General features: G+C 72.5%; 17 protein-coding genes. 4 read left to right on the top strand and 13 right to left on the bottom strand.

The features are described from left to right. Positions 1-174 precede the first annotated feature (174 nt). The 4 genes from leuS (at position 175) to LXT23_RS17395 (ending at position 7611) form a co-directional block, all read left to right on the top strand. Complete coding sequence (gene leuS / locus LXT23_RS17410) at positions 175-2694, top strand: leucine--tRNA ligase (RefSeq protein ID WP_253981286.1); 2520 nt, start codon at positions 175-177, stop codon at positions 2692-2694. A 244-nt stretch (positions 2695-2938) separates the two neighbouring features. Next, positions 2939-4087 carry a hypothetical protein gene (locus LXT23_RS17405; RefSeq protein WP_253981285.1) on the top strand — a complete coding sequence of 383 codons (1149 nt, stop codon included), beginning with the start codon at positions 2939-2941 and terminating at the stop codon, positions 4085-4087. 14 nt (positions 4088-4101) lie between these two features. Further along, positions 4102-6270, top strand: a complete 2169-nt coding sequence (locus LXT23_RS17400; protein ID WP_253981284.1) for a bifunctional alpha,alpha-trehalose-phosphate synthase (UDP-forming)/trehalose-phosphatase — start codon at positions 4102-4104, stop codon at positions 6268-6270. 108 nt (positions 6271-6378) lie between these two features. After that, positions 6379-7611: a serine hydrolase domain-containing protein gene (locus LXT23_RS17395; RefSeq protein ID WP_253981283.1), complete on the top strand. Its 1233-nt coding sequence runs from the start codon at positions 6379-6381 to the stop codon at positions 7609-7611. A 34-nt stretch (positions 7612-7645) separates the two neighbouring features. On the opposite strand, the gene LXT23_RS17390 is transcribed toward LXT23_RS17395, so the two are convergent. The 13 genes from LXT23_RS17390 to rsfS form a co-directional block, all read right to left on the bottom strand. Beyond that, positions 7646-11305: a DUF3857 domain-containing protein gene (locus LXT23_RS17390; RefSeq protein ID WP_253981282.1), complete on the bottom strand. Its 3660-nt coding sequence runs from the start codon at positions 11303-11305 to the stop codon at positions 7646-7648. Positions 11306-11510: 205 nt separating this feature from the next. Continuing rightward, entirely contained in the window at positions 11511-12014 is a 504-nt protein-coding gene (locus LXT23_RS17385) for a chemotaxis protein CheW (protein WP_253981281.1), read from the bottom strand. A gap of 171 nt (positions 12015-12185) precedes the next feature. After that, positions 12186-12929, bottom strand: a complete 744-nt coding sequence (locus tag LXT23_RS17380) for an arylamine N-acetyltransferase family protein (protein ID WP_253981280.1) — start codon at positions 12927-12929, stop codon at positions 12186-12188. Positions 12930-12998: 69 nt separating this feature from the next. Beyond that, on the bottom strand, positions 12999-15725 hold the full coding sequence (locus tag LXT23_RS17375; protein ID WP_253981279.1) for a M1 family metallopeptidase: 2727 nt from the start codon (positions 15723-15725) through the stop codon (positions 12999-13001). Between the two features lie 181 nt (positions 15726-15906). Next, entirely contained in the window at positions 15907-17010 is a 1104-nt protein-coding gene (gene cheB / locus LXT23_RS17370; protein WP_253981278.1) for a chemotaxis-specific protein-glutamate methyltransferase CheB, read from the bottom strand. Beyond that, a complete protein-coding gene (locus LXT23_RS17365) occupies positions 17007-17264 on the bottom strand; it encodes a CheR family methyltransferase (RefSeq protein WP_253981277.1) in 258 nt (85 codons plus the stop codon). The genes cheB and LXT23_RS17365 overlap by 4 nt, the downstream gene beginning before the upstream one ends. 19 nt (positions 17265-17283) lie before the next feature. Continuing rightward, complete coding sequence (locus LXT23_RS17360) at positions 17284-18912, bottom strand: chemotaxis protein CheA (protein WP_253981276.1); 1629 nt, start codon at positions 18910-18912, stop codon at positions 17284-17286. A gap of 252 nt (positions 18913-19164) precedes the next feature. Beyond that, positions 19165-19866, bottom strand: a complete 702-nt coding sequence (locus LXT23_RS17355; RefSeq protein ID WP_253981275.1) for a double zinc ribbon domain-containing protein — start codon at positions 19864-19866, stop codon at positions 19165-19167. Positions 19867-19944: 78 nt separating this feature from the next. Continuing rightward, positions 19945-21486 carry a 2,3-bisphosphoglycerate-independent phosphoglycerate mutase gene (gene gpmI, locus LXT23_RS17350; protein ID WP_253981274.1) on the bottom strand — a complete coding sequence of 514 codons (1542 nt, stop codon included), beginning with the start codon at positions 21484-21486 and terminating at the stop codon, positions 19945-19947. Positions 21487-21567: 81 nt separating this feature from the next. Next, positions 21568-22389, bottom strand: coding sequence for a GNAT family N-acetyltransferase (locus tag LXT23_RS17345; protein WP_253981273.1), 822 nt, complete (start codon positions 22387-22389; stop codon positions 21568-21570). Positions 22390-22415: 26 nt separating this feature from the next. After that, positions 22416-23570, bottom strand: a complete 1155-nt coding sequence (locus LXT23_RS17340) for an RNA ligase RtcB family protein (protein ID WP_253981272.1) — start codon at positions 23568-23570, stop codon at positions 22416-22418. A gap of 64 nt (positions 23571-23634) precedes the next feature. Continuing rightward, positions 23635-24099, bottom strand: coding sequence for a 23S rRNA (pseudouridine(1915)-N(3))-methyltransferase RlmH (locus LXT23_RS17335; protein WP_256560936.1), 465 nt, complete (start codon positions 24097-24099; stop codon positions 23635-23637). Continuing rightward, a complete protein-coding gene (rsfS, locus tag LXT23_RS17330; RefSeq protein ID WP_253981271.1) occupies positions 24096-24683 on the bottom strand; it encodes a ribosome silencing factor in 588 nt (195 codons plus the stop codon). Before rsfS ends, LXT23_RS17335 begins: the two co-directional genes overlap by 4 nt. Positions 24684-24706 lie beyond the last annotated feature (23 nt).

Raw genomic sequence — 24706 nt, 5'->3', positions numbered from 1 at the left:
GCGAGCAGCCTCACTACCAGCAGCTTGCGGCGGAAGCGGGGTGGGGGAGGGGAGTCGGGGCCGCCAGGGGCGGCGGAGAACCGCGCATGATGCGGCTGTTCATATCGCATCATCGGCCCGTGGCAGGCTGTGACAGGTCAGGAATGCCGCGCCAGGAGCGTAGAAAATACCACCATGCCCTTTGACCCCCGTGAAGTGGAACCGAAGTGGCAGGCCCGCTGGCGCGAGGCCCGCCTGCACCGGACGACGTTCGACTCGAGCAAGCCGAAGTTCTACGCGCTCGACATGTTCCCGTATCCCTCCGGCGCGGGGCTTCACGTGGGTCACTGCGAGGGCTACACGGCCACGGACGTCCTGACGCGGTGGAAGCGGATGCAGGGGTGGAACGTCCTGCACCCCATGGGCTGGGACGCCTTCGGACTGCCGGCCGAGAACTACGCCATCAAGACGGGCATCCACCCCCGCATCACCACCGAGAAGGCCGTCTCCAACTTCCGCCGGCAGATTGACTCCGTCGGCTTCGCCTACGACTGGGAGCGCGAGGTCAACACCACCGACCCGCGCTACTACAAGTGGACCCAGTGGATCTTCCTCCAGCTGTTCAAGAAGGGGCTCGCGTACGAGAGCGTGATGCCCATCAACTGGTGCCCCTCCTGCAAGACGGGCCTGGCCAACGAGGAGGCCGCCGGAGGGAAGTGCGACCGCTGCGGCTCCCAGGTGGAGCGCAAGGACCTGCGCCAGTGGATGCTGCGCATCACCGCGTACGCGGACCGCCTGCTGGAGGACCTGGCCGAGGTGGACTGGCCCGAGTCCACCCTGGCCATGCAGCGCAACTGGATTGGCCGCTCCGAGGGCGCCGAGGTGGTCTTCCGCGTGGCGGATGGCCCGGCGGCGGGCGCGGAGCTGCGCGTGTTCACCACGCGCCCGGACACGCTGTACGGGGCGACGTACCTGGTGCTCGCGCCCGAGCACGCGCTGGTGGAGCCGCTGACGGCGCCGGAGCAGCGCACCGCGGTGATGGACTACCAGGCCGCCGCGCGGCTCAAGAGCGACCTGGAGCGCACGGAGCTGGCGAAGGAGAAGACGGGCGCCTTCACGGGCAGCCACGCCATCAATCCCATCAACGGCGAGCGCATCCCCATCTGGATTGCCGACTACGTGCTGGCCACCTACGGCACCGGCGCCATCATGGCCGTGCCCGCGCATGACCAGCGAGACCAGGACTTCGCCGTGAAGTTCGGCCTGCCCGTCCGGCAGGTGGTGCGCCCCGTGGACGATGCACCCGCCGAGCCCGGCAAGGCCTTCACGGGCAATGGCGTCGCGGTGAGCTCCGGCGAGCTGGACGGTCTGCCCACGGCGGAGGTGAAGCAGCGGGTGGTGGCCTCGCTGGAGGCGAAGGGCCAGGGCCGGCGCACGGTGAGCTACCGGCTGCGCGACTGGATTTTCTCGCGCCAGCGCTACTGGGGCGAGCCCATCCCCATCGTCCACTGCGCGAAGTGTGGCGCCGTCCCCGTGCCCGAGGACCAGCTCCCCGTCACCCTGCCGGAGGTCGAGCGCTACGAGCCCTCCGGCACCGGCGAGTCCCCGCTGGCCACCCTGCCCGAGTGGCTGGAGACGCGCTGCCCGACGTGTGGAGGCCCCGGCCGCCGCGAGACGAACACCATGCCGCAGTGGGCCGGCTCGTGCTGGTACTACCTGCGCTACCTGGACCCGACCAACGACAAGGCGCCCTGGTCGAAGGAGGCCGAGCGGCAGTGGATGAACGTGGACCTGTACGTGGGCGGCGCCGAGCACGCGGTGCTGCACCTGCTCTACGCCCGGTTCTGGCACAAGGTGCTCTTTGATTTGGGCCACGTCTCCACGAAGGAGCCCTTCAAGAAGCTGCGCCACCAGGGCACGGTGCTGGCCTACACGTACCAGGACGCGGCGGACCACTACCACGAGCTGTCCGAGGTGGAGCTGCGCGGTGACACCGCCGTGCTGCGCGCCACGGGCGAGACGCTGAAGGTCCAGGTCGAGAAGATGGCCAAGTCCAAGCTGAACGGCGTCAGCCCGGACAACGTGGTGGCCGAGCATGGCGCGGACGTGCTGCGCCTCTACGAGCTGTTCATGGGCGAGTTCGAGCTGTCCAAGCCCTGGGACCCGAGGGCCATCGAGGGCTGCGGCCGATTCCTCCGCCGCGTCTGGCGGCTGGTCGAGGAGTTCGAGCCGGCGCGCGCCCCCCAGGACGACCCGCACCAGCGGCTGCGCCACAAGACAGTCCAACGGGTGACGGCGGACCTGGAGCGCCTGCAGTTCAACACCGCCATCGCCGCGCTGATGACGTACACGAACGAGCTGACGAGCAAGGGGAGCACCCGCGAGGACCTGGTCACCCTCGTCAAGCTGGTGGGCCCCTTCGCGCCGCACCTGGGAGACGAGGCGTGGGAGCGGCTCGGCGGCACGGGCTTCCTGCTGGAGCAGGCCTGGCCCGGGTTCGACGTGGCGCTCACGGTGGACGCCCTGGTGACGTACGCCGTCCAGGTGAACGGCAAGCTGCGCGGCAACCTGGAGCTGGCGCGCGGCACGCCCGAGGCCGAGGTGCGCGAGCAGGCCCTGGCCCTGCCCAACGTCGTCCGCCAGCTGGAGGGCGGCAAGACGGTGAGCAAGGTCATCGTCGTGCCCGACAAGGTGGTCAACATCGTCGTGCGCTGAGCCACCGGCGCCGGGGCCGTTCCGCGAAGCGTGCAGCGGCCCGAGCCATCGGCCCCGGCCGTGGGGCCCCTGCGTGGAGCTGCCCCGGGCTCGCCTGGGTGCTTCCCTCGGGGCGAGGACACGCAGCGGCCCGAGCCATCGGCCCCGGCCGTGAGGCCCCCTGCGTGGAGCTGTGCCCGGCTCGCCCGGGTGCGCCCTTGGGGGCTCGGGCGCGGGCCGCGAAGCTGCTAGCCTGCGCCCTCCGATGCCCCGTCTCCTCGCGCCCTCCCAGGGCTGGCTGTTCGGTCCGGGAGTGGACCTGACCGTCTTCGCCGGCAGCGCGCTCGTCTCCGTCGCCTTCGTGCTCGCCGCGCCGTGGCTCGGCGCCGTGGGTGACACGCCGCTGTGGGCCTGGCTCCTCTTCGTCGTCTGCGTGGACGTGGCCCACGTCTGGTCCACCCTGTTCCGCACCTACCTGGATGCCGACGAGCTGCGCCGCCGTCCCGGCCTCTACCTGGGCGCGCCGCTGCTCGCCTACGCCGCGGGCGTCGTCGCCCACCTCGCCTCGCCCCGCGCCTTCTGGACGCTGTTCGCCTACGTGGCCCTGGCCCACTTCGTCCGCCAGCAGTACGGCTGGGTGGCCCTCTACGGCCGCAAGGCCCGCGCCTCCACCGCCGAGCGTCGCCTGGACGCCGCCGCCATCTACGCCGCCACCCTGGGCCCCGTCGTCTGGTGGCACGCCAACCTTCCCCGCGCCTTCTGGTGGTTCGTCGAGGGCGACTTCCTCGCTGGCCTCCCCCGCGTGGCCGGCACCATGGCCCTGGCCCTCCATGCCGTCGTGCTCGCCACCTGGGCCGGCTTCCAGGTCGTCCGCGTGGCGCGCGGCCAGGGCGTGCAGGCAGGCAAGGTGCTCCTCGTCGCCGCCACCTGGGGGGCGTGGTTCGGCGGCATCGTCCTGGCCCGGGATGACTTCGCCTTCACCGTGATGAACGTCGTCCTTCACGGTGTGCCCTACTTCGCGCTGCTGTTCCGCTATGCCCGGGGCCGGCACGCGGAGGGCGGCTACGGCGCGGGCGGCGCCCTGCTGCGCGCGGGCCTGCCCGGCTTCCTCCTGTTCCTCGTGGCCCTGGCCCTGGCGGAGGAGTTCCTCTGGGACCGCGTCATCTGGCACGAGCGCTCCCTCCTCTTCGGGCAGGGTTCTGTCGACCTTCCGCCAGATGTACTCGCGCTGCTGGTGCCACTGCTGGCACTTCCCCAGGCCACGCACTACGTCCTGGATGCCTTCATCTGGAAGCCCGGCCGAGAGCCCGCGCTGCTGGCCCGCCTGGGCTGGGGCCCGCCCCCCACCGGCGAGGGTCCACCACTCAGCACGCTGCCCGATTCGGCCATGGCCATTCCCGGAAGGAATGACTAACGGTCAGGACGCCTATGTCCCGACTCCTGCTCGTCTCGAATCGCCTCCCCGTCACCGTCAAAGGGGAGAAGGACAGCGTCTCCGTGGTCCGCAGCGCGGGAGGGCTGGCCACCGGCTTGAGCCGCCCGCATGAGCGCTCCGGGGGCCTGTGGCTCGGCTGGCCCGGGGACGTGTCCCGCCTGTCGGACACCCAACGCGCCAAGGTGGAGTCCCAGCTGGCCGACCTGCGCTGCGTGCCCCTGTACCTCAGCGCCAGTGAGCTGAGCCGCTACTACGAGGGCTACGCCAACCGCGTCCTCTGGCCGCTGTGCCACTACATGCTGGACCGCATCCCCCGCCAGGACCGGGACTGGGAGGTCTACCGCAAGGTCAACGAGCGCTTCGCCGACCTGGTCGTCCGCCACTACCAGCCGGGCGACACCATCTGGGTCCACGACTACCAGCTCATGCTGGTGCCGGGCCTCCTGCGCCAGCGGCTGCCCGAGGCGCGCATCGGCTACTTCCACCACATCCCGTTTCCCTCGTCCGAAATCTTCAGCACGCTGCCCCGCCGCCACGAGCTGCTCAAGGGCCTGCTGGGCGCGGACCTCATCGGCTTCCACACGGTGAGCTACGTGCGGCACTTCTCCGGCTCGCTGCTGCGCCAGCTCGGGCTGGACACGGACATCGACCGCATCATCTGGGAGGGGCGCGACGTGCGCGTGGCCGCCTTCCCCATGGGCATCGACGCCACGGCCTTCGAGTCGCTCGCGAAGGAGCCGGGCGTGCTCGAGGAGGTGGCCACCCTGCGCCGGAAGGCGGAAGGGCAGCGCATCCTCCTGGGCATCGACCGGCTCGACTACACCAAGGGCATTCCCCGCAGGCTGCTGGCGGTGCAGCGCGTGCTGGAGCGTGAGCCGTCCTGGCGCGGGCGCCTGCGCTTCATCCAGGTGGCCGTGCCCAGCCGCACCCAGGTGGAGGCGTACGCCGCCTACCGCGAGCAGGTGGACGAGCTGGTGGGCCGCATCAACGGCCTCTACGGCGGCGTGCACAACGTGCCCGTGCACTACCTCTACCGCTCCTTCAACGAGAAGCAGCTGGTGGGGCTGTACCGCGCCGCGGACGTCATGCTCGTCACGCCGGTGCGCGACGGCATGAACCTGGTGGCCAAGGAGTTCTGCGCGGCCCGGCCGGACGACGACGGCGTGCTGGTGCTCAGCGAGTTCGCCGGGGCCGCCGCCGAGCTGACCAGCGCCCTCATCGTCAATGCGTACGACGTGGAGTGCATGGCGGACGCGATTGAGCAGGCGCTGGAGATGTCCGAGGACGAGCGCCGCACGCGCATGCGCGCCCTGCGCACCCAGGTGAAGGCGAAGGACGTGCACTGGTGGACATCCAGCTTCCTGGACCGGCTCCAGGGGCTGCCCGCCGTGTCGGAGCGGAAGACGGGCAACGCGCCGGAGGCGCTGGAGCGGATGAAGGCCGCACCCCGGTTGCACCTGCTGCTCGACTACGACGGCACCCTGGTGGGCTTCGCGCCCCGGCCGGAGCTGGCCCTGCCGGACGACGCCCTGCGGGCCCTGCTGGCGAAGCTGCTGGCGCGGCCGGGCACGTCGCTGAGCATCGTCAGCGGCCGGCCCCGGGAGACGCTGGAGGAGTGGTTCGGCGAGCTGCCCATCAGCCTGCACGCCGAGCACGGCCTCTGGTCCCGCCTGCGGCCGGGCCAGCCATGGCGGATGCTGGAGGGCGTGTCCTTCGAGTGGAAGGTCCGCGCGCGGCCGGTGCTGGACTCCTTCACCCAGCGGGTGCCGGGCTCATTCGTGGAGGAGAAGACGGCCTCCCTGGCCTGGCACTACCGGCTGGTGGAGGCGGAGTTCGGCGCCCTCCAGGCCCGCGAGCTGCGCCTGCTGCTGTCCGAGGCCTTCGAGGGGCAGGGCATGGACATCCTTCCGGGAGACAGGGTGGTGGAGCTGCGGCCTCGCGGCGTGCACAAGGGGCGCGCGGTGGGCGAGGCCACCCAGGGGCTCGCTCCGGGCACGCTGGTGGTGGCCATCGGCGATGACCGCACGGACGAGGACCTCTTCGCGGCCATGCCCCCGGGCGGGCTCACCCTCCACGCGGGCAACAAGCCCACCCGCGCGGGCTTCCGGGTGAACGGGCCTGGTGAGGTGCGCAAGCTGCTCTCCGCCCTGGTGGAGCCCTAGTCGAGACGGTGTTGGCGCGGTGCTGTTGCCTCGTGGTGACAGCAACGTGAGGCCTCGGTGTTCCACTTCCCGGCCGGCCCCTCCGGCCCCTTCACCGGGAGATGGAACATGGCTGGACTGAATCGCGGACTGCGATTGGGCGCTGCGCTACTCGTCGTGAGCTCCACCGGCGCCTGCGGTCCCGAGGCGCCAGCGTCCACCAATGAGCTGGAGGAGAGCGGTCAGGGACTGGGCGGCCATCACCCGTCCCCCCTGGCGCCGCTGGACCGCGAGGCACTGCGTCAGGCCATCGCCGGGCTGCCGGACACGAAGGTCTCCGGGGCCATGGTGCGGGTGAGCGGCCCCGCCAGCCACTGGCTCGGCACGTCCGGAGTGGCGGACATCCGCACCCAGGCGCCCGTGCCCGCGGACGGGCGCTTCCGCGTCGGCAGCATCACCAAGGTGTTCACCGCCACCGTGGTGCTGCAGCTCGCCGCCGAGCGCCGGGTGGACCTGGACCGGCCCGTTCAGCACTACCTGCCGGGCCTGCTGCCCGCCGGCGTCTACGAGCCCATCACCGTCCGGCAGCTGCTCAACTTCACCCATGGCCTGCCGGGCGTGCCAGTGCCGCAGAAGGACTACGAGTGGTTCAAGGAGAACCGGTTCCGGCACTTCACGCCGCTGGAGCTCGTCTCGCTGGCGGTGGCGCAGGGGCCCCGCTTCCGGCCGGGTGAGGCGCAGGAGTACGGCAACATCGGCTACCTCTTCCTGGGGCTGCTCATCGAGAAGGTGACGGGGCGCCCCTACGGGCAGGCCGTGCAGGAGCGCATCCTCCGCCCGCTGCACCTGCGGGACACCTTCGTGCCCGGCAGGGACACGGTGCTCCCCGGCCCGCATGCCCGGGGCTATGAGCTCGTCCCCGTGGGGGAGGAGGGCTGCCCCACCGGCGCCATCCCCTACGAGACGGGGTGCCTCGTCGACGTCACCGACGCCAGCCAGTCCGTGCCCTGGGCGGCGGGGGAGATGATCTCCACCTCGGCCGACCTGGACCGCTTCCTCGTCGCCCTCTTCCAGGGGCGGCTGCTGCCCCGCGCGCAGCTGGAGGAGATGTTCACCGTGCCGGACCTGCCCCTCGCGAGCGGCGGCCGTGCCTTCCACGGCGGCGGCCTCACGCGCTTCGACGCGAACGGCATCACGGTGTGGGGCAAGACGGGCGACCGGCACGGCTACAACAACGGGATGGGCGCCACGCGGGACTTGCGCCGCCGCCTCGTGTACTCCGTCAACACGCTCCGCATGGGACAGGAGCCGCCCGCCATCACCAACCACATCGTGGGCATCGCCTTCGCACCCCGCGAGTGACGTCGCACCCGCGGGGCGCAAGGCCCCTTGCCGGCTACTGCCCCGCGGACGCGGTGCGGTTGCCGGGGCCCTGCACGAGGACGCGGCGCCCGAAGGCCCGGTCCACGCGGCCGAGGAACTCGCGGAACGCGCCGTAGTCCTCCGCCTTCACGCGCGCCTCGGTGAGGGCCATCTCGCCCTCGGCCACCAGCTTGCCGCCGTCCACCTTGTAGCTGAGCTTCACGTAGCCGAACTTCGTGGTCTCCTCCACCGGCTGCGGCAGCTCCGCCACCGTCCAGCCCGCGGGCAGGGTGTAGCGCAGCGTGAAGCTGTTGAGCCACGGGCCCTGCATCACCAGGTCGAAGCGGCGCTCGGCCAAGGACGCGTAGGCCTGCTGGTACGTGCGGCCGGTGCCGAAGGGCAGGAAGCGCATGCCGTTGGGCAGCACCTCGGCGTAGCGGGGAATCGTCATCTTGAAGTCGAGCGCCACGTCGTCGTCCAGCCGCGAGGTGTCGTTCAGCTTCACGTCGTGCACCGTCAGGCCCGGGAAGCTCTGCGCCCAGGCGCGCTCGAAGGTGGACTTGCGCGTGGCCTCCGGCCGGTACGCCCGGCGGTAGTCCGGCGCGCTCTGCCCGCCCACGGTGCTGAAGCCCGACACCTCGGCGCCGCCCGTGGCGCTCATCACCACGTCCAGCGTCAGCCGCGTGGCGTTGTCCTGCGCCTTCGACTCGGGCGTGGTGAGGAAGGTGCTGCGGCCGTCCGGCTCCACCACCAGCACGTTGGCGACGCGGTCCGCGCTGGGCAGCTCCTTGGCGCCGTGGAACTCCGCCGTGCCGTCCAGGTACAGGTCGTACTTGGGCACGTAGGCAATGGCGTGGTTGAAGGCCGCGAGGCTCGCCGGCTCCTCGCCGATGGCGCCCAGGTTGCGCATGCGCAGCAGCACCAGCCGGCTGTCCACGCCCGCCACCCGCAGCATGGAGTGGATGAGGCTCGCCTTGTCCTTGCAGTCGCCGAAGCGGCGCGCCAGCACCCGGTCCACCCGGTACGGCTTGTAGCCGTGGATGCCGAACTCCAGCGCCACGTAGCGCGTGTTCGTCACCACGAAGTTGTAGATGGCGCGCACCACCGCCAGCTCGTCCTTGCGGTCCACGCCCTTGAGCACCGTGTCCACCGTCTGCCGCAGCTCGGCGTTGGGCTGGAGCTGGTCTCTCACCAGGCCCCACCAGTAGCGGCCCACCTGGTCCCACGTCTGGTACGTGGAGACGTGGAGGTTCTGCGCGACTTCCGCCCAGCCCGGCATGCCCGGCTCCGGCACCACCTTGGAGACGTGCTTCGCGTTCCACCGGTACAGCATGCGCCCGTCCTCCAGTGCCTCCTGCGAGCCCTGGATGCCGGTCAGCTTGCTCTTGTTCCAGTACAGGGGCCGCTCCTTCGGCATGTCCACCAGGTACTGGAAGCGCACCTTCGGGTAGACGCCCTGCACGCTCTCCACGTCACCCCAGTAGTCGGAGAGCAGGTTCTCCTGCGCGGTGTCGTCCAGGCGGTACGTCAGCTCCAGCGTGTCGCCGGCCGCCAGCGAGGGGAAGGACAGCACCTTGGCGCGGGCGTCGTAGTACATGCCCGTCCACGGCTCGTTGATGTTGCGGTCGTTCTCCCCGTAGCTCTCCACCACGGAGCCGTCCGCCTTCACCACGCGGGCCTTCAGGATGCGGACCTCCTGCCGGTCCGGCGAGTAGGTGACGGGCAGGGTGCGGAACGCATCCACGCCGCGCGCGTTGAGCACCTTCACCACCATCTGGTGCAGGCGGCTGGACAGGCCGCTCTTCTGGACGCGCACGTAGGTGCTGTCCACCAGGTAGAGGGCGTCCTCGTGGACGTAGGCCTCCGCCTCCTTGTCCAGCCCCTTGCTGTCCACCAGGTACTGCAGGCCCGCGCCGGACGTCTCTCCCTTGAGGGTGCGGAGGACTTCCTTCAGCGCCGGGTTCTGCGGGCGCAGGGCGAGCGAGCGCTCGAAGGCGGCCAGCGCCGGCTCGCGGCGGCCGGCGGCCAGCAGGGCGCGGCCCTCGCGCTCGTAGATTTCGGGCTCGTCCGGCGACAGCGCGCGGGCCTCGTTGAAGAGGGCGACGGCCTCCGTCACCGCGCCGTTGTTGGCCTTCAGCTCGGCCAGCCGCACGCGGGCGCCGTTGTCGAAGGGGTTGAGGGCCACCAGCTGCGAGTACTCGCGCTGCGCGGCCTCCACCTGGCCGGCGTCCGCCAGCAGCGAGGCGAGCGCGCGGCGGGTGCCGCCGTCGTCGAAGCGCAGCGCCAGCACCACGCGCATCCGGTCCATGGCCTCGCGGTTGCGGCCCATCTGCCGGGACGCCTGCGCCGCGGCGCGCACCGCGCGGGGCACGCGCGGGGCACGGCGGAAGGCCTCCTCCATGAGGGCGTGCGCGCGGGGGCGCTCACCCAGCGCCTCGTGGGCGCGGGCCAGCACCAGCCGGGCGCTCGAGGAGTCCGGGTCCTTCTCCAGCACGGGCGCCACCAGCTCCGGCACGCGCTCGGGGTGGCCGCGGTCCAGCTCGTGGTCGGCCAGCGCCACGCGCGCCTCGGAGAAGCCCGGGTCGGCCTTCAGCGCGGCCTCCAGGAAGCGGCGGCGCTCGTTCAGGTCGTCCCGCTGCTGGCCGGCGGCGAGCAGCTGCAGGCGCGCGTTGGCGGGGGCGGCCTCGGCGGCGCGGGTGGCCTCCACCGTGGCGGTGTGCTCACGCTCGTCATAGGCGCGGAAGAAGCCCAGCACGCGGGCGTAGTCGCCGCGCAGCTCGGCGTCGTCGGGGTTCTTCTCCACCAGGGCGCGCAGCGCCGAGGTGAGGGTGGGCAGCAACTGGGGCGCCGGGGCCGCGCCGCGCTCCAGGGCAGGGGCCTTGGCCGGCAGCGACGCGCGCACGGAGGGCGACTCGTGGCGCAGGTAGAAGCCCAGCGGGCCGGACTCCTGGCACACCTTGAGGAGGACGCGGTTGAGGCCCTTGCGCAGCTTCACGGACACGCGGGACTGGTCCGGGCGCGGCAGGTTGTAGCGGTCCTCCTTCGCGGCGAGCTGCCCGTTCACCCACATGCGGAAGGCGCCGGAGGTGCCCACGCCCATGGACACGCGCGTCTCGCTGGGAGCCTCCAGCCAGGTGACGGCGTAGGCCACCGCCTCGCGGTTGGGGCGCACCGCGGTGGCGAGGTCCACGTAGCCGTCCGCCGTGTGCGCGGACAGCTTGCGCCAGGACACCTCGCGGCCCTTGGCGCCGGGGAAGGAGGCACCCAGGTCCAGGTTGGCGGCCTCGGGGCCGAAGTCCGTGTCACAGCCGGCCTTGCCCTCGTTCTCGAAGCCACCGACGACGTAGTAGTCGCCGACGAAGCCCAGCCACTGCTTCACCTCGTTGGCGCGCACCAGCCGGCCGCGGGCGCGCTCGATGTCCAGCAGGAGCAGCTGCGCGGTGGCGCGCGTGCTGGGGTCCGACGTGCGCCGCGAGGCAATCTGCGCGTAGGTGCTCAGCAGCGGCGTGAGGTCCTCCACGTCGTCCACCAGCGAGTGCATGCGCAGCAGCGTGGCGGCGCCCCGGGGGGAAGCGGCCTGCTTCATCGCCTCGGCCGCGAACACGCGGGCCGTCTCGTCCGCTGCCGGCCTCGCCTGGACCCAGAGCGGGCAGGTGAGCACGAAAACCGCGGCCAGCCATGTGAAGCGGGACATCCGTTCTCCTCGTTGACGTCTACGGTAGGGGCACCGGCCTGGAATCCTGGAGCAACAGGGGGCGCCGACGCCGATGAACAGGTGACCCTCTCAGGGCCTTCCCCTGCATGCGGCCCCGGGTGGCGGGCAGGCAACCGAAAACGTCACCGAGGGTACGCCGTGCGCAAGGCGCACGAGGGTCCGATGAAGGACGAGGTAGGATACCTCAGCTCCCGTGAGCACCCGCAACGCCGGTGCGTGGGACGAGCTCCAGGGCGGCGTGCAGCTGCGGCTCGGAGAGGATGCGCTCCACGTCCACCAGCAGCACCAGGCCCTCGCCGTGCCGGCCCATGCCCACCAGGAAGCCCACCGGCAGGGCGGCGCCGAAGTCGGGGGGCGGCACCACGTCACGCGAGGACAGCTGCAGCGGCGCGCCCACGCCATCCACCGCGAAAGCCAGCCGGAGCGGCTCACCACAGCAGCTCACCCGCGCCACCACCACGGTGGGACGCGCACGCACCGTCCGCAGCGCCTGGCCCAGCAGGTGGGACAGGTCCACCACCGGCACCGCCTGGCCTTCGTGGAGCAGCACGCCACGGAGGTGGGGCGGGGCGTCGGGCACCGGCGCGAGGCGCGCGTCGGGCACCACCTCGGCGACTCGCGCGTCGGGCACGGCGTAGTGCTCACCCCCCACGACGAAGTGGAGGTAGGGCTCGGTGTTCCCCGGCATGCCCGTGTTCATCAATGGTGTCGATTCTGAGGTGGATTCCACTGCTTCCGGATGCGGCCCGAGGGGTACCGCTTTGACAGGGGGATGACAAGGGGCAGACCTCGCATGCCGCCGCATGGCCACGTGGGAAGGGGGCTTCAGCGGAGGCCAGGCCTGGAGCCCGGCCTTCACTCAGGGGGTGAGGCCGAAGTGCTCGGCGAGTGCCCGCCGCCAGGCGTCCTCGTCCGCGAGGGGCCGCTCCTCGCGGGCCCCGTCGCGGGTGATGAGGAGCGCGCCCTCCTTGAGGGTGATGCGGCCGCCGGGCGTCGCGCGCGAGCACAGGCGGCGCCGCGTGAAGTGGGACTCCGGTGAGGTCTGGTGGAAGTGGCACATGCCGGCGAAGTCCGCGAGCGCGCGGGGCACGAGGGACAGCGCGTACTCGACCTCCCAGCCGGACTCGGCCTCGCTCCAGTAGAGGAGGCCGTCCCCGTCCGGGGTGAGCCGGTAGCGGCGGCCGAGCCGTGTCTGGACCTCGCGCACGTCCAGGCGCAGCGGCTCGCGGAAGCACTCTCCGAAGCCCACATCGGCGAGCCACGTCCCGTGTGCGTCCTCGACCTGGAGCGCCAGGTGGTCGAACTCGGGGCCGTAGGCGCTGCCGTCGGGCGAGGTGGCCACGCGCGCCGACAGCAGCGTCACCGGGTAGCCGAGCGCCTGGAGCAGCCTCGCGAAGAGGCCGTTGAGCTCGTAGCAGAAGCCGCCGCGCCGCTGGACGACGACCTTCTCGAAGAAGGCGTCCGTGTCGAGCCGGATGGGCCGCTTCTGGTGGATGTCCAGGTTCTCGAAGGGCACGGACTCCAGGTGGGCCCGGTGCAGCTCCGCCAGCGAGGCGCTCGCGCTGGCGCCGATGCGCTCGAGATGCCGGTTGGCGTCGAACATGCCGGCCTGTCTAACGCAGCGGGCGCGGCGGGGCGACCCCATCTGATGGAGGGGCCGCCCGCGCTCGCTTCAGCGCGTCCGGGGCGGCGCGGGCACGGTGGGCGGTGAGCGCACGAAGGTCTCCACGCTCTTGCGGTGGAGGCGGTCCGACTCGGCGCACAGGCGGATGGACTCCTGGGCGCGGGCGAGCGCGCGGGGCGCCCCTTCCAGGCGCGTGACGCGCGGCCCCAGGAAGGCCTCCACCTCCCGGGCGTGCTCCGCGCCGCAGAGGTTGCCCGTCAGTCCGATGAACCAGCCCAGCTCGTCCGAGCGCAGCCGGCCGGCGAGCGCGTCGAAGTTCTCCTTGTAGAAGGCCCACGCCAGCTCGCGCGTCTCCGGCGTGCTGAAGGCCCCGATGACGAGGGGCCGCGTGTCGCGGATGTCGAACTCCGTGCCCGTGACGAGCGCCAGCCCCTCGCGCACGAGCGCCGGGTCCCGGAACGCCGCGAGCGTGGACAGCATGCGGGCGCGCTCGTTCCGGTCCTGCGTCTTGCGCGCCTCGGCCACCAGGGTGTCGAAGAGGGTCCGGTCCCCGTTGCGCGCCGCCACGACGAGCGCCAGCGACGCGGCCTCCGGGTCGACGGACTTGCGGTCCTTCAGCCACGCCCGGGCGAGCCGGTTCCCCTCGCGCACCAGGGTCGGGTCCTCGCCGCGCATCGTCGCCAGCTCCAACAGCCGCGCGCGCGTCTGCTTCACCTCGTCGCTGTCACCCGGCTTCGGCTCCCAGCCGAGCTGCCGCGCCCTGGGGCCGTACACCTGGCCCACCCAGGTCCGGTAGCGCGCCCGGTCGGCCGCGGACAGGCCGTCTTCGTTGACGAGCTGGAGGAGCCGCGCGCCACGCTGCACGACGAGGCGGTGCTTGTCCGTGGCGGTGGAGGTGACCAGCCGCAGGGCCTCGCCGAGCGGCAGGTCCCCACGGCGCACCGCCGCCTCCACGTCCGCCAGCAGCGCCAGCCGCTCCGCTGGCGTCAACGCGCTCGGGGGCGCGGCCAGCACCTGGGCCAGCTGCTCGCGCGTGTAGCCGGCGCGGTAGTAGCCCGTGCCGCCCGCGTTGAGCAGGAGCCAGCGGGGGCACTGGCGCATGGGCAGGTCCAGCTCGCCCGTGGCCTCGGTGAGCAGCGTGCAGCTGCGCACGGCGCTCGTGCCGCTCCCCGCGCGCACGCAGACGGGCACCGACCACTTCTGGGCGGAACCGGCGGTGGAGCCGACTGGCAGGAAGCGCTCCTGGGAGAGCTTCAGCTTCGCGGGCGTGCCGGGCGCGCACTGGAGCTCGGCGGTGATGCGCGGGGCGCCCGGCTGGTCGATGAAGCTGCGGAACGCGGTGGCCACCTCCGGGCCCGCGGCCTCGGAGAGCGTAGTGGCGAAGTCGTCCGACGTCGCCACGCCCCACGCGTGCTTCCGGACGTGGACGCGCAGCAGGTCGCGCATGCGCTGCTCGCCCAGCCACGCCTCGAACATGTGGATGATGGCCGAGCCCTTCGCGTAGGTGGTGCCGTTGTCGAAGGCGCCGAGCACGTCGTCATGCGTATCGGCCGGCTTGCGCACGGGCAGGGCCGCCGCGAGCGCATCCGTGTCGAGCGCGAATGACGCCGAGTTCATGGTCGCTTCCAGCCCGAAGCCCCAGCTCGGGTCGAAGCTGTCCACCGTCTTGCGGTCCAGCCACGAGGTGAGCGACTCGTTGAGCCAGATGTCGTCCCACCAGCGGCAGGTGACGATGTTGCCGAACCAGTAGTGGCCCAGCTCGTGGTTGGCGATGGTGACGTACGACTTGCGCCGCGCCAGCGTCTCCTCGCCGGGGCGGATGAGCGTGAGGGGCTGCCCGAGCGCCACGATGCCCGGGTGCTCCATGGTGCCCCAGTAGCGGGGCACCACCGCGACGTCGAGCTTCTCGTACGGGTAGGGCTGGTCGAAGTAGTCCTCCAACTGCGTGACGATGCGCGGGGTGACGCTGGCCGCGTACGCCGTCTCCGGGCCGCGCCCCTTCGGGACGATGAAGCGCAGCGGCACGGCGTTGCGTCCGGCCTTGCCCGCGTCCACCACGTCGAAGGGGCCCACCACGAAGGCCACGAGGTAGCTGGGCATGGGGACGCTCTGCGCGAAGGACACACGCTCGAGGCCGTCCGGCAGCGGCTCGCGGGAGACGATGGGGTGGTTGGCGAGCGCCACGTGCCCGGCCTTCACGGTGAAGCTCAGCTTCCAGGGCACCTTGAAGGCCGGCTCGTCGAAGCAGGGGAAGGCTCGGCGCGCGTCCACCGGCTCGAAGAAGGTGTAGAGGTAGTGCTCGCCGCCTTCTTCCTGGCCGTAGATGCCCCGGCTGCGCTCGCGGTCCACGCGGCCCGTGAAGGTCAGGTGGATGCGGGCCCTGCCCGGCGCGAGCGGCTCGGGGAGCAGCAGGCCCAGGCGCCCCTCGCTCGCGGTGGCGGTGCGGGCCTCCAGCGTGCGCGAGCCGGTCTCCACCCGGGCCTGCGTGACGTCGAGGTCCTGGCCGTGCAGCCACACCTGCCGCACGGGCTCGGTGACGTCCACGTCGATGGCGACGGTGCCCGAGAAGGTGGGCTCGGCGGGGATGAGCTTGAGGTCCAGCGTGTAGAGGACGGGGCGCACCGTGTCGGGCAGCCGCAGCGCGGGAGGCTGGGGCTCGGGCCATTCAGGCGCGGAGGCCACGGGGGCTGGAGCGGGGGCGGGTGCCGCCGGCTCGGGCGCGTGGGCACAGCGGAGGGCGAGGAACGCGAGGGCGAGGAGGGGGGACCAGCGCATGCCGCGAAGCTAGCGCGCATCTCCACGGCATGGGGGCACGGGATGCGGGTGCGACCCCACGCGACATGCTTCCTCGGACCCTCGTGGAGCGGGCTCCCGTGCGGTGGCGGACGTTCGCCAAGGTCCAGCACTCCGTGTCACGGCGCGGGCGCAGCCGTCGTGCGCCACGCCCCGTGACACGCTACCCCGCATCCTCGTGGAGTGGACGTGCGTGCGCCGGGGAGGGGCCTCGTCGCGAGGCCGCGTCGAGGATGGCCGCCGGCAGCGCGTCGAGCGGCAGCGAGTGCTCCGCCGCGCCCCGCAGGACTGCCGCCCGTGGCATGCCGTACACGACGCTGGTGGCCTCGTCCTGGGCGAAGGTGGCGGCTCCGGCGCGCAGCATGGCCATCAGCCCGTCCGCGCCGTCGTCGCCCATGCCGGTGAGCAGCACGCCCACCGCGTCCGGCCCGGCCACCTCCGCCACCGAGCGGAAGAGGACGTCCACGCTGGGGCGGTGGTGACGGAAGGGGGGCTCATCCGACAGCTCCACCGCGAGGCCTCCGGTGCACGCGACGAGTCGCAGGTGCTGGTCTCCCGGCGCCATCAGCGCCGTCCCGGGGCACACCCTGTCGCCGGACTCGGCCCGCCGCACCGTGACGCGGCACTCCTCCGCCAGGTTGCGCGCGAAGGAGGTGGCGAAGGGCTCCGGCATGTGCTGCACCACCAGCAGGCCGGGGGCGTCCTCGGGCAGCGCGCTCAGCAGCTGGCGCAGGGCCGCCGGCCCTCCCGTCGACGCGCCCACCGCCACCACCTGGCGCGCCCAGGTCCGGGCGAGCACCGGCCGGGGGCGTGGCTCCACCGCCACCGCCGTGCCCTGGCGGGCGGGCGCCCGCGGAGAAGGCCTTCCGGCCGACAGGAGCGTGACGGCCAGGGCACCGGCCACGACGGCCAGGTGCGCCCGGAGGCCCGCCACGGGCCAGTGGAGGAGGGTGGACGCGCCCGCGCGCAGCGCCTCCCTCGCCACGACCTCGTCTCGCACGCGGGCCTTCACGCACACCACCACCGGCACGCCGCGCGTCACCAGCTCCCGCAGCAGGGGCAGGCCCGCGGTGTCCGGGGGCTGGATGCAGAGCAGGACGACCTCGGGGCGGACCCGCTGCAGCTTCTGGAGCGCGGCGGGCGCGTTGGCCGCTGCCGACACCTCGAAGCCTCCCGCCGCGCGCAGCAGCGCCGCGACGTCCTGGCGCACCACCGCCGAGGCATCCACCACCAGCACCCGCAGCAGCGGCGCTCCGGAGCCCGTCATGGACGGCGCGCGGGCGGCGCGGGACGCCGGGCATAGGTGGATGGGTGGACGGCACGCAGCGCGCCGCGCGCGCCGTGCATGCCCTCCACGTGGCCCAGCAGCAGCAGGCCGTCCGCGGCCAGGTGCTGCTCCAGCCCGCGCACCACGCGCTGGGTGGACACGGCGTCGAAGTAGATGAGCACGTTGCGGCACAGCACCAGGTCGAACGTCCCCAGCTCCGTCGGTCGGGGGCCGATTCGGATGTTCCTGAGCATTATTGGGCGCCTGGAGAAGTCACCGGGTGCCTCGGGGGGCGGGCACCGCGGATGAAGAGGGGATGGAGAGGGAGGAGCGCAGGAGGGAGGGAAGGTCCAGCAGCAGCGCGAGCCTTCCATCCGGAAGGACGGACGCACCGGCCAGGCCCGGCTGGCGCCGGAGCAGGGGGCCCAGGGGCTTGAGGACGACGTGGCGCTCACCGAGCAGGGCATCCACGACGAGCGCGACGCGGCCGGCGTCCGTGCGCACCACCACGAACTCCTCGCGGTGGGACGGCATGCCGCCGGACGGGAAGGCCGCGCGCAGGCGCAGGAAGGGCACCACCCGCGCGCCCAGGTCGACGACTCCGCGCGCCGCCTCCGCCCGCGTGATTCCGGGAGGCAGCGGGCCGCACTCCTCCACGGCCTCCAGCGGCACCAGGTAGGCGGCTGCGCCGACGCTCACGGCGAAGCCCGGGACGATGGCCAGGTGGAGCGGCAGCCGCAGCGTGAAGGTGGTGCCCTGGCCTTCCTGGCTGCTGACGCTCAGCGCGCCGCGCACGGACTCCACCTCCTGGCGGACGGCGTCCAGGCCCACGCCGCGGCCGGAGAGGGCCGTGACGGCCTCGGCCGTGGAGAAGCCCGGGGCGAAGATGAGCGCGTCCAGCTCCTCGTCGGAGGGCCGCGCGTCCGGGGCCACCAGGCCGCGCTCGCGGGCGCGCGCGAGGATGCGGCCCCGGTCCAGCCCGCCGCCATCGTCGGAGAGCGTCACCACCAGGAAGCCCCGCTGGTGTCCGGCGCTCAGCGTGAGCGTCCCCTCGGCGGGCTTGCCGCGCTCGGCGCGCGTCTGCGGCGCCTCGATGCCATGGTCCACGGCGTTGCGAAGCAGGTGCACCAGGGCCGAGCGCAGCGGGCGGATGACGCGGGTGTCCACGTCCGCCCCGGTGGCGTCGATGCGCAGCCGCACGCGCTTGCCGCACGCCTCCGCCGCGTCCCGCACCGTGCGCTGCGGGTCCTGCAGCACGGACTCGACGGGCACCAGCCGCGCCTGGAGCACCGCGGCTTCCAGGCTGCGCAGCCGCTGCCCCAGGTCCTCCAGCCCCGACAGGAGCGTCTCGCGAGAGGCGCCGCCGCGCACGTGCTCCATCAGCCGCCCGTGGCCGAGGCTCAGCTCGCCCGTCACGTCCAGCAGCCGGTCCAGCCGCTCCTCCTCCACGCGGACCGCGGCGGCGGGCACGGGCGCATCGTCCCCGGCGTGCGGGTGGGGCAGCGGCTCCGAGGCAGGGCCGGCAGGGGGAAGGCCCGTGCGCCCCCGGAGCAGGTCGAGCTCCGCGAGGATGCGCTCCATGTCCCCCGTCTCCTCCGGTTCTCCGAGGCGGGTGTTGCGCGCCATGTGACGAAGCCCATCCACCGCGCGCAGCAGGCCGGAGACGAGCGCGGCGTCCGCCACGAGGCGCCCATCCCTCAGCGCCTCCAGGGACTCCTCGAGCGAGTGGGTGAAGGCGGGCAGCCGCTCCAGGCCGAGCGATGCCGAGCTGCCCTTGAGCGTGTGCGCCGCGCGCAGCATGCCCGGGAGCACGTCCCGAGCACTGGGATAGGCCTCCAGGGCCAGGAAGCCCTGCTCCAGGCACCGGAGCAGTCCGTCGGCTTCCTCGACGAAAATGTGCACGACGGCCTGCAGGTCCACGCAAGTGTCCTGTGATTGCCGGGCCGGGCAACCGGGTGGAGCGTCAGCCGCTCCGGGCGCGTTGGTGAGTGTGTTTGAAATTCTACATTCGCAACGGATGCGTCACAACCGGTGTCCGTTGACCCAGCCTGGGTGGTGAGCACCCAGCCGTGCGGCACTCCGCGGGGGAGAGCCCGCCTCAGAGCGGACCCCGCGAGGGCATTCCTGGCCACGGCGCCGCCCGCGCAAGGGCCGTCAGCTCAGACTGAAGGCCCGAGCCAGCGTCAGCACTTCGACGTGCGAGGCCCCGGCTTCGCGCAGGGCGTGGGCAGCGGCGCGGGCGGTGGCACCGGTGGTGAAGACGTCGTCCAGCAGCAGCACCTCGCGGCCGGCCACTCTGGAAGTTGCGTTGAAGGCGCTGGCGACGTTGTGCGCGCGCTCCGCCTCGTTGAGCCCCACCTGCCGCTCCGTCTCGCGGGTGCGCGTGAGCCAGCCCACCGGGGCTTCGCGGCCGGTGGCCTTCGCCAGCGAGCCGGCCAGCAGCTGCGCCTGGTCGTACTTGCGCGCGTGGTAGCGGCGGGTGTGCAGCGGCAGCGCCACCACGAAGGCGGGCGCCCGGGCGAGGAAGCCCTGCGCCTCACCCGCCAGCAGCGCTCCCAGGGGTCCGGCCAGCTCGGGGTGGTCCTCGTACTTGAAGCGGTGGATGGCACGGGCCAGGGGCCCCTCGTGCGCGAAGGGCGCCCAGGCGCGAGAGAACGGGGGCGGCGCCGTGCGGCACCGGGGGCAGGTGGCGCCGGGAAACGTCCCCGGTTCCGCACAGGTGCGGCAGCACGCGGGAGGCAGCCGCTCCAGCGCGGTGTCGCACGGCTCGCAGAAGAAGGCCCCGGGGCCGGGCAGCACCTTCGCGCAGGCGAGGCACGCCGGCGGATAGAGCAGGTCCAGCAGTGCGCTCAGCACCGGTGCACGCCCACGTCCGTCACGGCGCCAGGTCCCGCCGGCTCAGCTCCGTCGACCCCGCGGTCCCCGCGTGGCTGCTCACGGCAGCAGGCCCTGCCGGTTCATCTCCTTCGAGGTCGGCAGCCCCATCACCTTGCACAGCGTGGGGGCGATGTCCGCGAGGATGCCGGGGCGCAGCTTCTGCCCGCGGAAGTCCGGGTGGATGAGGTGGAAGGGCACCGGGTTGAGGGTGTGCGCGGTGTGTGGCTCACCCGTCACCAGGTCCACCATCTGCTCGCAGTTGCCGTGGTCGGCGGAGATGGCCAGCACCCACCCGTTGCGCTCACACGCCTTGCCGAGCACGCCCAGGCACTCGTCCACCACCTTCACCGCCTGCATCGCCGCGTCCAGCCGGCCGCTGTGGCCCACCATGTCCGGGTTGGCGAAGTTCACCAGCGCGAAGTCGTACGTCCCGGAGTCGAGGCGCTTCACCAGCTCCGCCGTCACCTCGCGCGCGGCCATCTCCGGCTTCAAGTCGTACGTCTTCACGTCGCGCGGGCTGGGCACCAGGTGCCGGTCCTCGCCCGGGTAGACCACCTCGCGGCCGCCGTTGAAGAAGAACGTCACGTGCGCGTACTTCTCCGTCTCCGCCGTGCGCAGCTGGCGCAGCCCCTGCCGCGACAGCAGCTCCGGGAAGATGTCCTGCGGCTGGTCCGGCGCGAAGGCCACCGGCAAATCGAAGGTCTCGTCGTACTGGGTCATGCACACGTACCGCCCCAGCCGCAGCCCGCCCCGGTCGAACTCCTTGAAGTCCGGGTACGCCAGCGCCTTGGTCAGCTCGCGGGCCCGGTCTGCGCGGAAGTTGAAGAAGAGGACGGTGTCGCCGTCCTGGATGCGGCCCACCGGCGTGCCGTCTCCGCTGGCCAGCACCGTGGGCTTCACGAACTCGTCCGTCACCTTCTCCGCGTAGGACGCGCGGATGGCGCTCAGCGCGTCCGGCGCCTTGGGCCCGCGGCCGAACACCAGGGCCTCGTAGGCCAGGTGCACGCGGTCCCACCGCTTGTCGCGGTCCATGGCGTAGTAGCGCCCGCTCACCGTGGCGATGCGGCCGGCGTGCGTCTCGTGGAGGAAGCGCTCCAGCTCCTCCACGTAGCCCAGCGCGCTCTGCGGCGGCGTGTCGCGCCCGTCCAGGAAGGCGTGCACGTAGACGTGGGGCACGCCCCGCTCGCGCGCGGCGCGCAGGAGCGCGTACAGGTGGTCCATGGACGAGTGCACGCCGCCGGGCGACACGAGCCCCAGCAGGTGCAGCGCCTTGCCGTCCGCCTTCACGCCGTCCATGGCCGCGCGCAGCACGGGGTTCTGCCCCAGCTCACCGGACTCGGCGGCGCGGTTGATGCGCACCAGGTCCTGGTAGACGATTCGGCCCGCGCCGATGTTGGTGTGGCCCACCTCGGAGTTGCCCATCTGCCCCTCGGGCAGGCCCACCGCCAGGCCGGCGGTCTGCAGCTCGGTGAAGGGGTAGGGGCTCGCCAGCTTGTCGAGCTGCGGGGTGCCGGCCAGGAGGATGGCGTTGTTGTCTCGCTCCTGACGGATTCCCCAGCCATCCAGGATGCAGAGCAGGACCTTGTGCGCGGGAGTCATGGCCGAACCCTAACCACGCGGGCGCCCCGGCGGAGAGCACAAAAAGCGCCGCACCCCGGCCCGCCAGGGGCTCCGGCCCGCCTACGTCCGGGGGCCTGTCGGCTGGTACACGCGGAAGACGCCGCGCGGCTCGAAGCCGAGCCGGGCGTAGACGGGCTGGCCCTCCGCGGAGGCCTGGAGCGTCGCCGTCCGGTAGCCTGCCTCCCGGGCGTCCAGCAGCGGCGCCAGGGTGAGCGCGGCGCCCAGGCCCCGCCTCCGGAAGGCCTTCAGCGTGGAGACGGAGTAGAGCCCCGCCACGCCGTGAGACAGGTGACACTCGCTGGTGGCCACGGGCTCACCGTCCAGCAGGCCCAGGAAGAAACGCACGGGGCTGTCGTGCGCGAGCGAGGCGCGCGCCGTCCGGACGTAGAAGTCCAGGACGTGGGGGTCCAGCGGCTCCCAGTTGGAGGCCACGACGCGGGCGAAGTCCGCCAGCTCGCGCTCGGTGGAGACGCGGCGGACGGACACGCCCGGGGGCAGGGTGGGGGCCGGCAGCCGCGACAGGTCCATGGCCATGCCCTGCTCCTCTTCGGCGCGCACCAGCCCATGGGCCGTGAGGCGCGCGTCGAGGTCCTCCGGCGCGGCGCCCGGGCCCACCCACCAGGCGAAGGGGAAGGCCTTTGCGCGGAAGTGCGCCACGGCGGCGGTGATGCGCGCGTCCGCGTCCTGCGGCCGCAGCCGGGTGCGGCACACCACGTTGAATGTATCGGTGGGCAGGCCGCAGTCGACGAGCAGCAACCCGGGCTCGTCCCGCACCGTGGCGCCGGGGAGCCGTCGCGCCAGGTACGTCATGTGGTCCACCTGGTTGTCCTCCATGGCGGACGACACCAGCGGGGAGCCGGGCTCGACGAAGCTCTTCATCATGACGTCGTCCTCCTCGTGCGGCGGGGCTACTCCGCCCTGGAGCGCGTCTTGTACGTCAGCACGGGGGCCAGCGTGGCCACCACGCGCACCAGGCCCGCTTCCACCAGGTCCGTCACCACGCGGTCGATGGGCTTGTACGCCTGTGGTGCCTCCTCGAAGAGGAGGTCCTTGTTCTCACACACCACGTGGCTCTTGAAGGAGGTGCGCGTGAGGGACTCCGCGGTGAAGCGCTCGCGGATGCGCTCCCGGGCGGCGGTGCGCGTCCACTTGCGGCCGGCGCCGTGCGCCAGACTGTGCGCGCTGCCCGCGCCGTCTCCCACCGGCGTCACCAGGTAGCTCAGCGCGCCGCGACTGCCGGGAATCACCACCGGGCCCTCGTCCGAGGGCGCCGCACCCTTGCGGTGCAGCCACTGCGTGCGCCCGTCTTCCTTGCGCGGGGTGACGCTGTTGTGGCTCACGTCCAGCACCCGCCGCCCCAGCGCGCCGATGCCGTCCAGCATCCGCCGCGCCACCAGCGCCCGGTTGGCCCGGGCCCACTCCACGGCGTGGTCATGACGCGTGAGGTACGCCCGCGCCTCCGCCGAGTCGTCCACCAGCCCGCCCGCCGCGTGCCGGTCCACGTGGGCCCGGAGAATCGCCTCGCCCAGGCCCCGCGAGCCGGAGTGCACCAGGAGCAGCAGCCGGTCCGCCCCGAGCCCCAGCGCCGCGAAGGCCTCCGCGTCGTGCACCGCGTCCACCCGCTGCACCTCCGCGAAGTGGTTGCCGCCGCCCACCGTGCCCAGCGCCGCCTCGAAGCCCGAGGCCTTCACGCCGTGCTCCCCCAGGAAGCCCTCCGCGTCCCCGCTCCACGGCCCCTCCAGGTCCAGCTTCCCCGCCCAGCGCTCCGGTTTCGCCTTCCGGGCCAGGAGGTCCACGTCCCACAGCCCCATCCCACAGCCGATGTCGTTGCCGACGAGATAGGGATACAGGATGCCCTCGGAGGTGAAGGCGGCGCCCACCGGAGCGCCCTTGCCGGGGTGCAGGTCCGGCAGCCCTACCGCCAGGCGCATTCCGGGCAGGCGCGCCATGGCTTCCAGCTGGCGTACGGCCTCACCCTCCACCCAGGACTGGGGCGAGGCGATGACGCGCACGTGCGCCGGAGGCGCGGAGGGAGGAGCGAGGTTGGAGGCAGCGGTACTCATGCCCCCGCTGACGCGGACCCGGGGAGTGCCCTGACGGGCTGCCCCGGGCCCCAAGCCTGGCCGCCTACTTGTGGTAGGGCTCGCCCTTGAGGATGGTGAAGGCGCGGTAGAGCTGCTCGATGAGCACCACCCGCGCCAGCCGGTGCGGCAGCGTCATCTTCGACAGCGACAGCGACAGGTTCGCCGCCTCGCGCACCCGCGTGTCCAGCCCCTCGTCACCGCCGATGACGAAGAGCAAATCCTTCGCGCCCGTCTGCGCCTTGCCCACGTAGCGGCTCAGCTCCACCGAGTCGAGCAGCGAGCCGCGCTCGTCCAGCGCCACCAGCCAGTCCTGCGGCTTGCGCTTGGCGAGAATCGCGTCGGCCTCGGCGGCCTTCGCGTCCCCGGGCTTGAGCTTCTTTCCACTGGCCTCCGGCAGCTCCACCAGCTCGAAGCGGGTGTAGTGGCCCAGGCGCCGGGCGTACTCCTGGACCGCGGGCTCGTACAGGCCCGAGCGGTCCTTGCCAATGGAGAGGAGCCTGACTTTCAGGCCACCTTCTCCCGCGCGGCGTCCGCCCAGAGGCCCTCGAGGTCATAGTGCGCGCGCAGGTCCGTGAGGAACAGGTGCGCCACCACCTCGCCGTAGTCCAGCAGCACCCACTGGCCCGTCTCCAGGCCCTCGGTGCCGATGGGGCGCAGGGTGTTGTCCTCCGTCTTCAGCTGCACCTGGACGTTCTCCGCCATGGCGCTCACCTGGCGGTCGCTCTCCGCGGAGGCGATGACGAAGTAGTCCGCGTAGGACGTCATGCCCCGCACGTCGAGGATGACGACGTCCAGCGCTTTCTTGTCGAGGAGCAGCTGGGCGATGCGCTGCGCCAGCGCCTTTGCCTGGGGGTTCTCCGCGGGGCCGGTGGGCTGTGACGGGGCGACTGGCAGCTTCGCCTTCTTGCGCGCCGGGGCCCGGCCCGCAGTCTTCTTGCGGGCGGGGGCCTTGCCCGCGGGGGCCTTGCCCGCCTTGCCGGCCTTGGGGGCCTTGCCGGGCATCGTCCGGCCCGTCGCCGTCTTCTTGTTCCGGCCCGCCGGGGCCCGGCTGCCGCTCTTCTTGCTCGCGCCTGTCTTCTTCTTCGTGGCCATGTGCGGCGCACCCTACCGCACCC

The organism is Pyxidicoccus xibeiensis, assembly GCF_024198175.1.
Lineage (GTDB): Bacteria > Myxococcota > Myxococcia > Myxococcales > Myxococcaceae > Myxococcus > Myxococcus xibeiensis.
Note: the sequence above shows the minus strand (reverse complement) of the source record. Positions and strands in the feature narration are given on the sequence as shown.

Bases quoted from the DNA above. Each gene is read 5' to 3' on its own strand.
- leuS (WP_253981286.1), top strand. From the start codon at position 175: ATGCCCTTTGACCCCCGTGAAGTGGAACCGAAGTGGCAGGCCCGCTGG.
- LXT23_RS17405 (WP_253981285.1), top strand. From the start codon at position 2,939: ATGCCCCGTCTCCTCGCGCCCTCCCAGGGCTGGCTGTTCGGTCCGGGA.
- LXT23_RS17400 (WP_253981284.1), top strand. From the start codon at position 4,102: ATGTCCCGACTCCTGCTCGTCTCGAATCGCCTCCCCGTCACCGTCAAA.
- LXT23_RS17395 (WP_253981283.1), top strand. From the start codon at position 6,379: ATGGCTGGACTGAATCGCGGACTGCGATTGGGCGCTGCGCTACTCGTC.
- LXT23_RS17390 (WP_253981282.1), bottom strand. From the start codon at position 11,305: ATGTCCCGCTTCACATGGCTGGCCGCGGTTTTCGTGCTCACCTGCCCG.
- LXT23_RS17385 (WP_253981281.1), bottom strand. From the start codon at position 12,014: ATGCCGGGGAACACCGAGCCCTACCTCCACTTCGTCGTGGGGGGTGAG.
- LXT23_RS17380 (WP_253981280.1), bottom strand. From the start codon at position 12,929: ATGTTCGACGCCAACCGGCATCTCGAGCGCATCGGCGCCAGCGCGAGC.
- LXT23_RS17375 (WP_253981279.1), bottom strand. From the start codon at position 15,725: ATGCGCTGGTCCCCCCTCCTCGCCCTCGCGTTCCTCGCCCTCCGCTGT.
- cheB (WP_253981278.1), bottom strand. From the start codon at position 17,010: ATGACGGGCTCCGGAGCGCCGCTGCTGCGGGTGCTGGTGGTGGATGCC.
- LXT23_RS17365 (WP_253981277.1), bottom strand. From the start codon at position 17,264: ATGCTCAGGAACATCCGAATCGGCCCCCGACCGACGGAGCTGGGGACG.
- gpmI (WP_253981274.1), bottom strand. From the start codon at position 21,486: ATGACTCCCGCGCACAAGGTCCTGCTCTGCATCCTGGATGGCTGGGGA.
- LXT23_RS17345 (WP_253981273.1), bottom strand. From the start codon at position 22,389: ATGATGAAGAGCTTCGTCGAGCCCGGCTCCCCGCTGGTGTCGTCCGCC.
- LXT23_RS17340 (WP_253981272.1), bottom strand. From the start codon at position 23,570: ATGAGTACCGCTGCCTCCAACCTCGCTCCTCCCTCCGCGCCTCCGGCG.
- rsfS (WP_253981271.1), bottom strand. From the start codon at position 24,683: ATGGCCACGAAGAAGAAGACAGGCGCGAGCAAGAAGAGCGGCAGCCGG.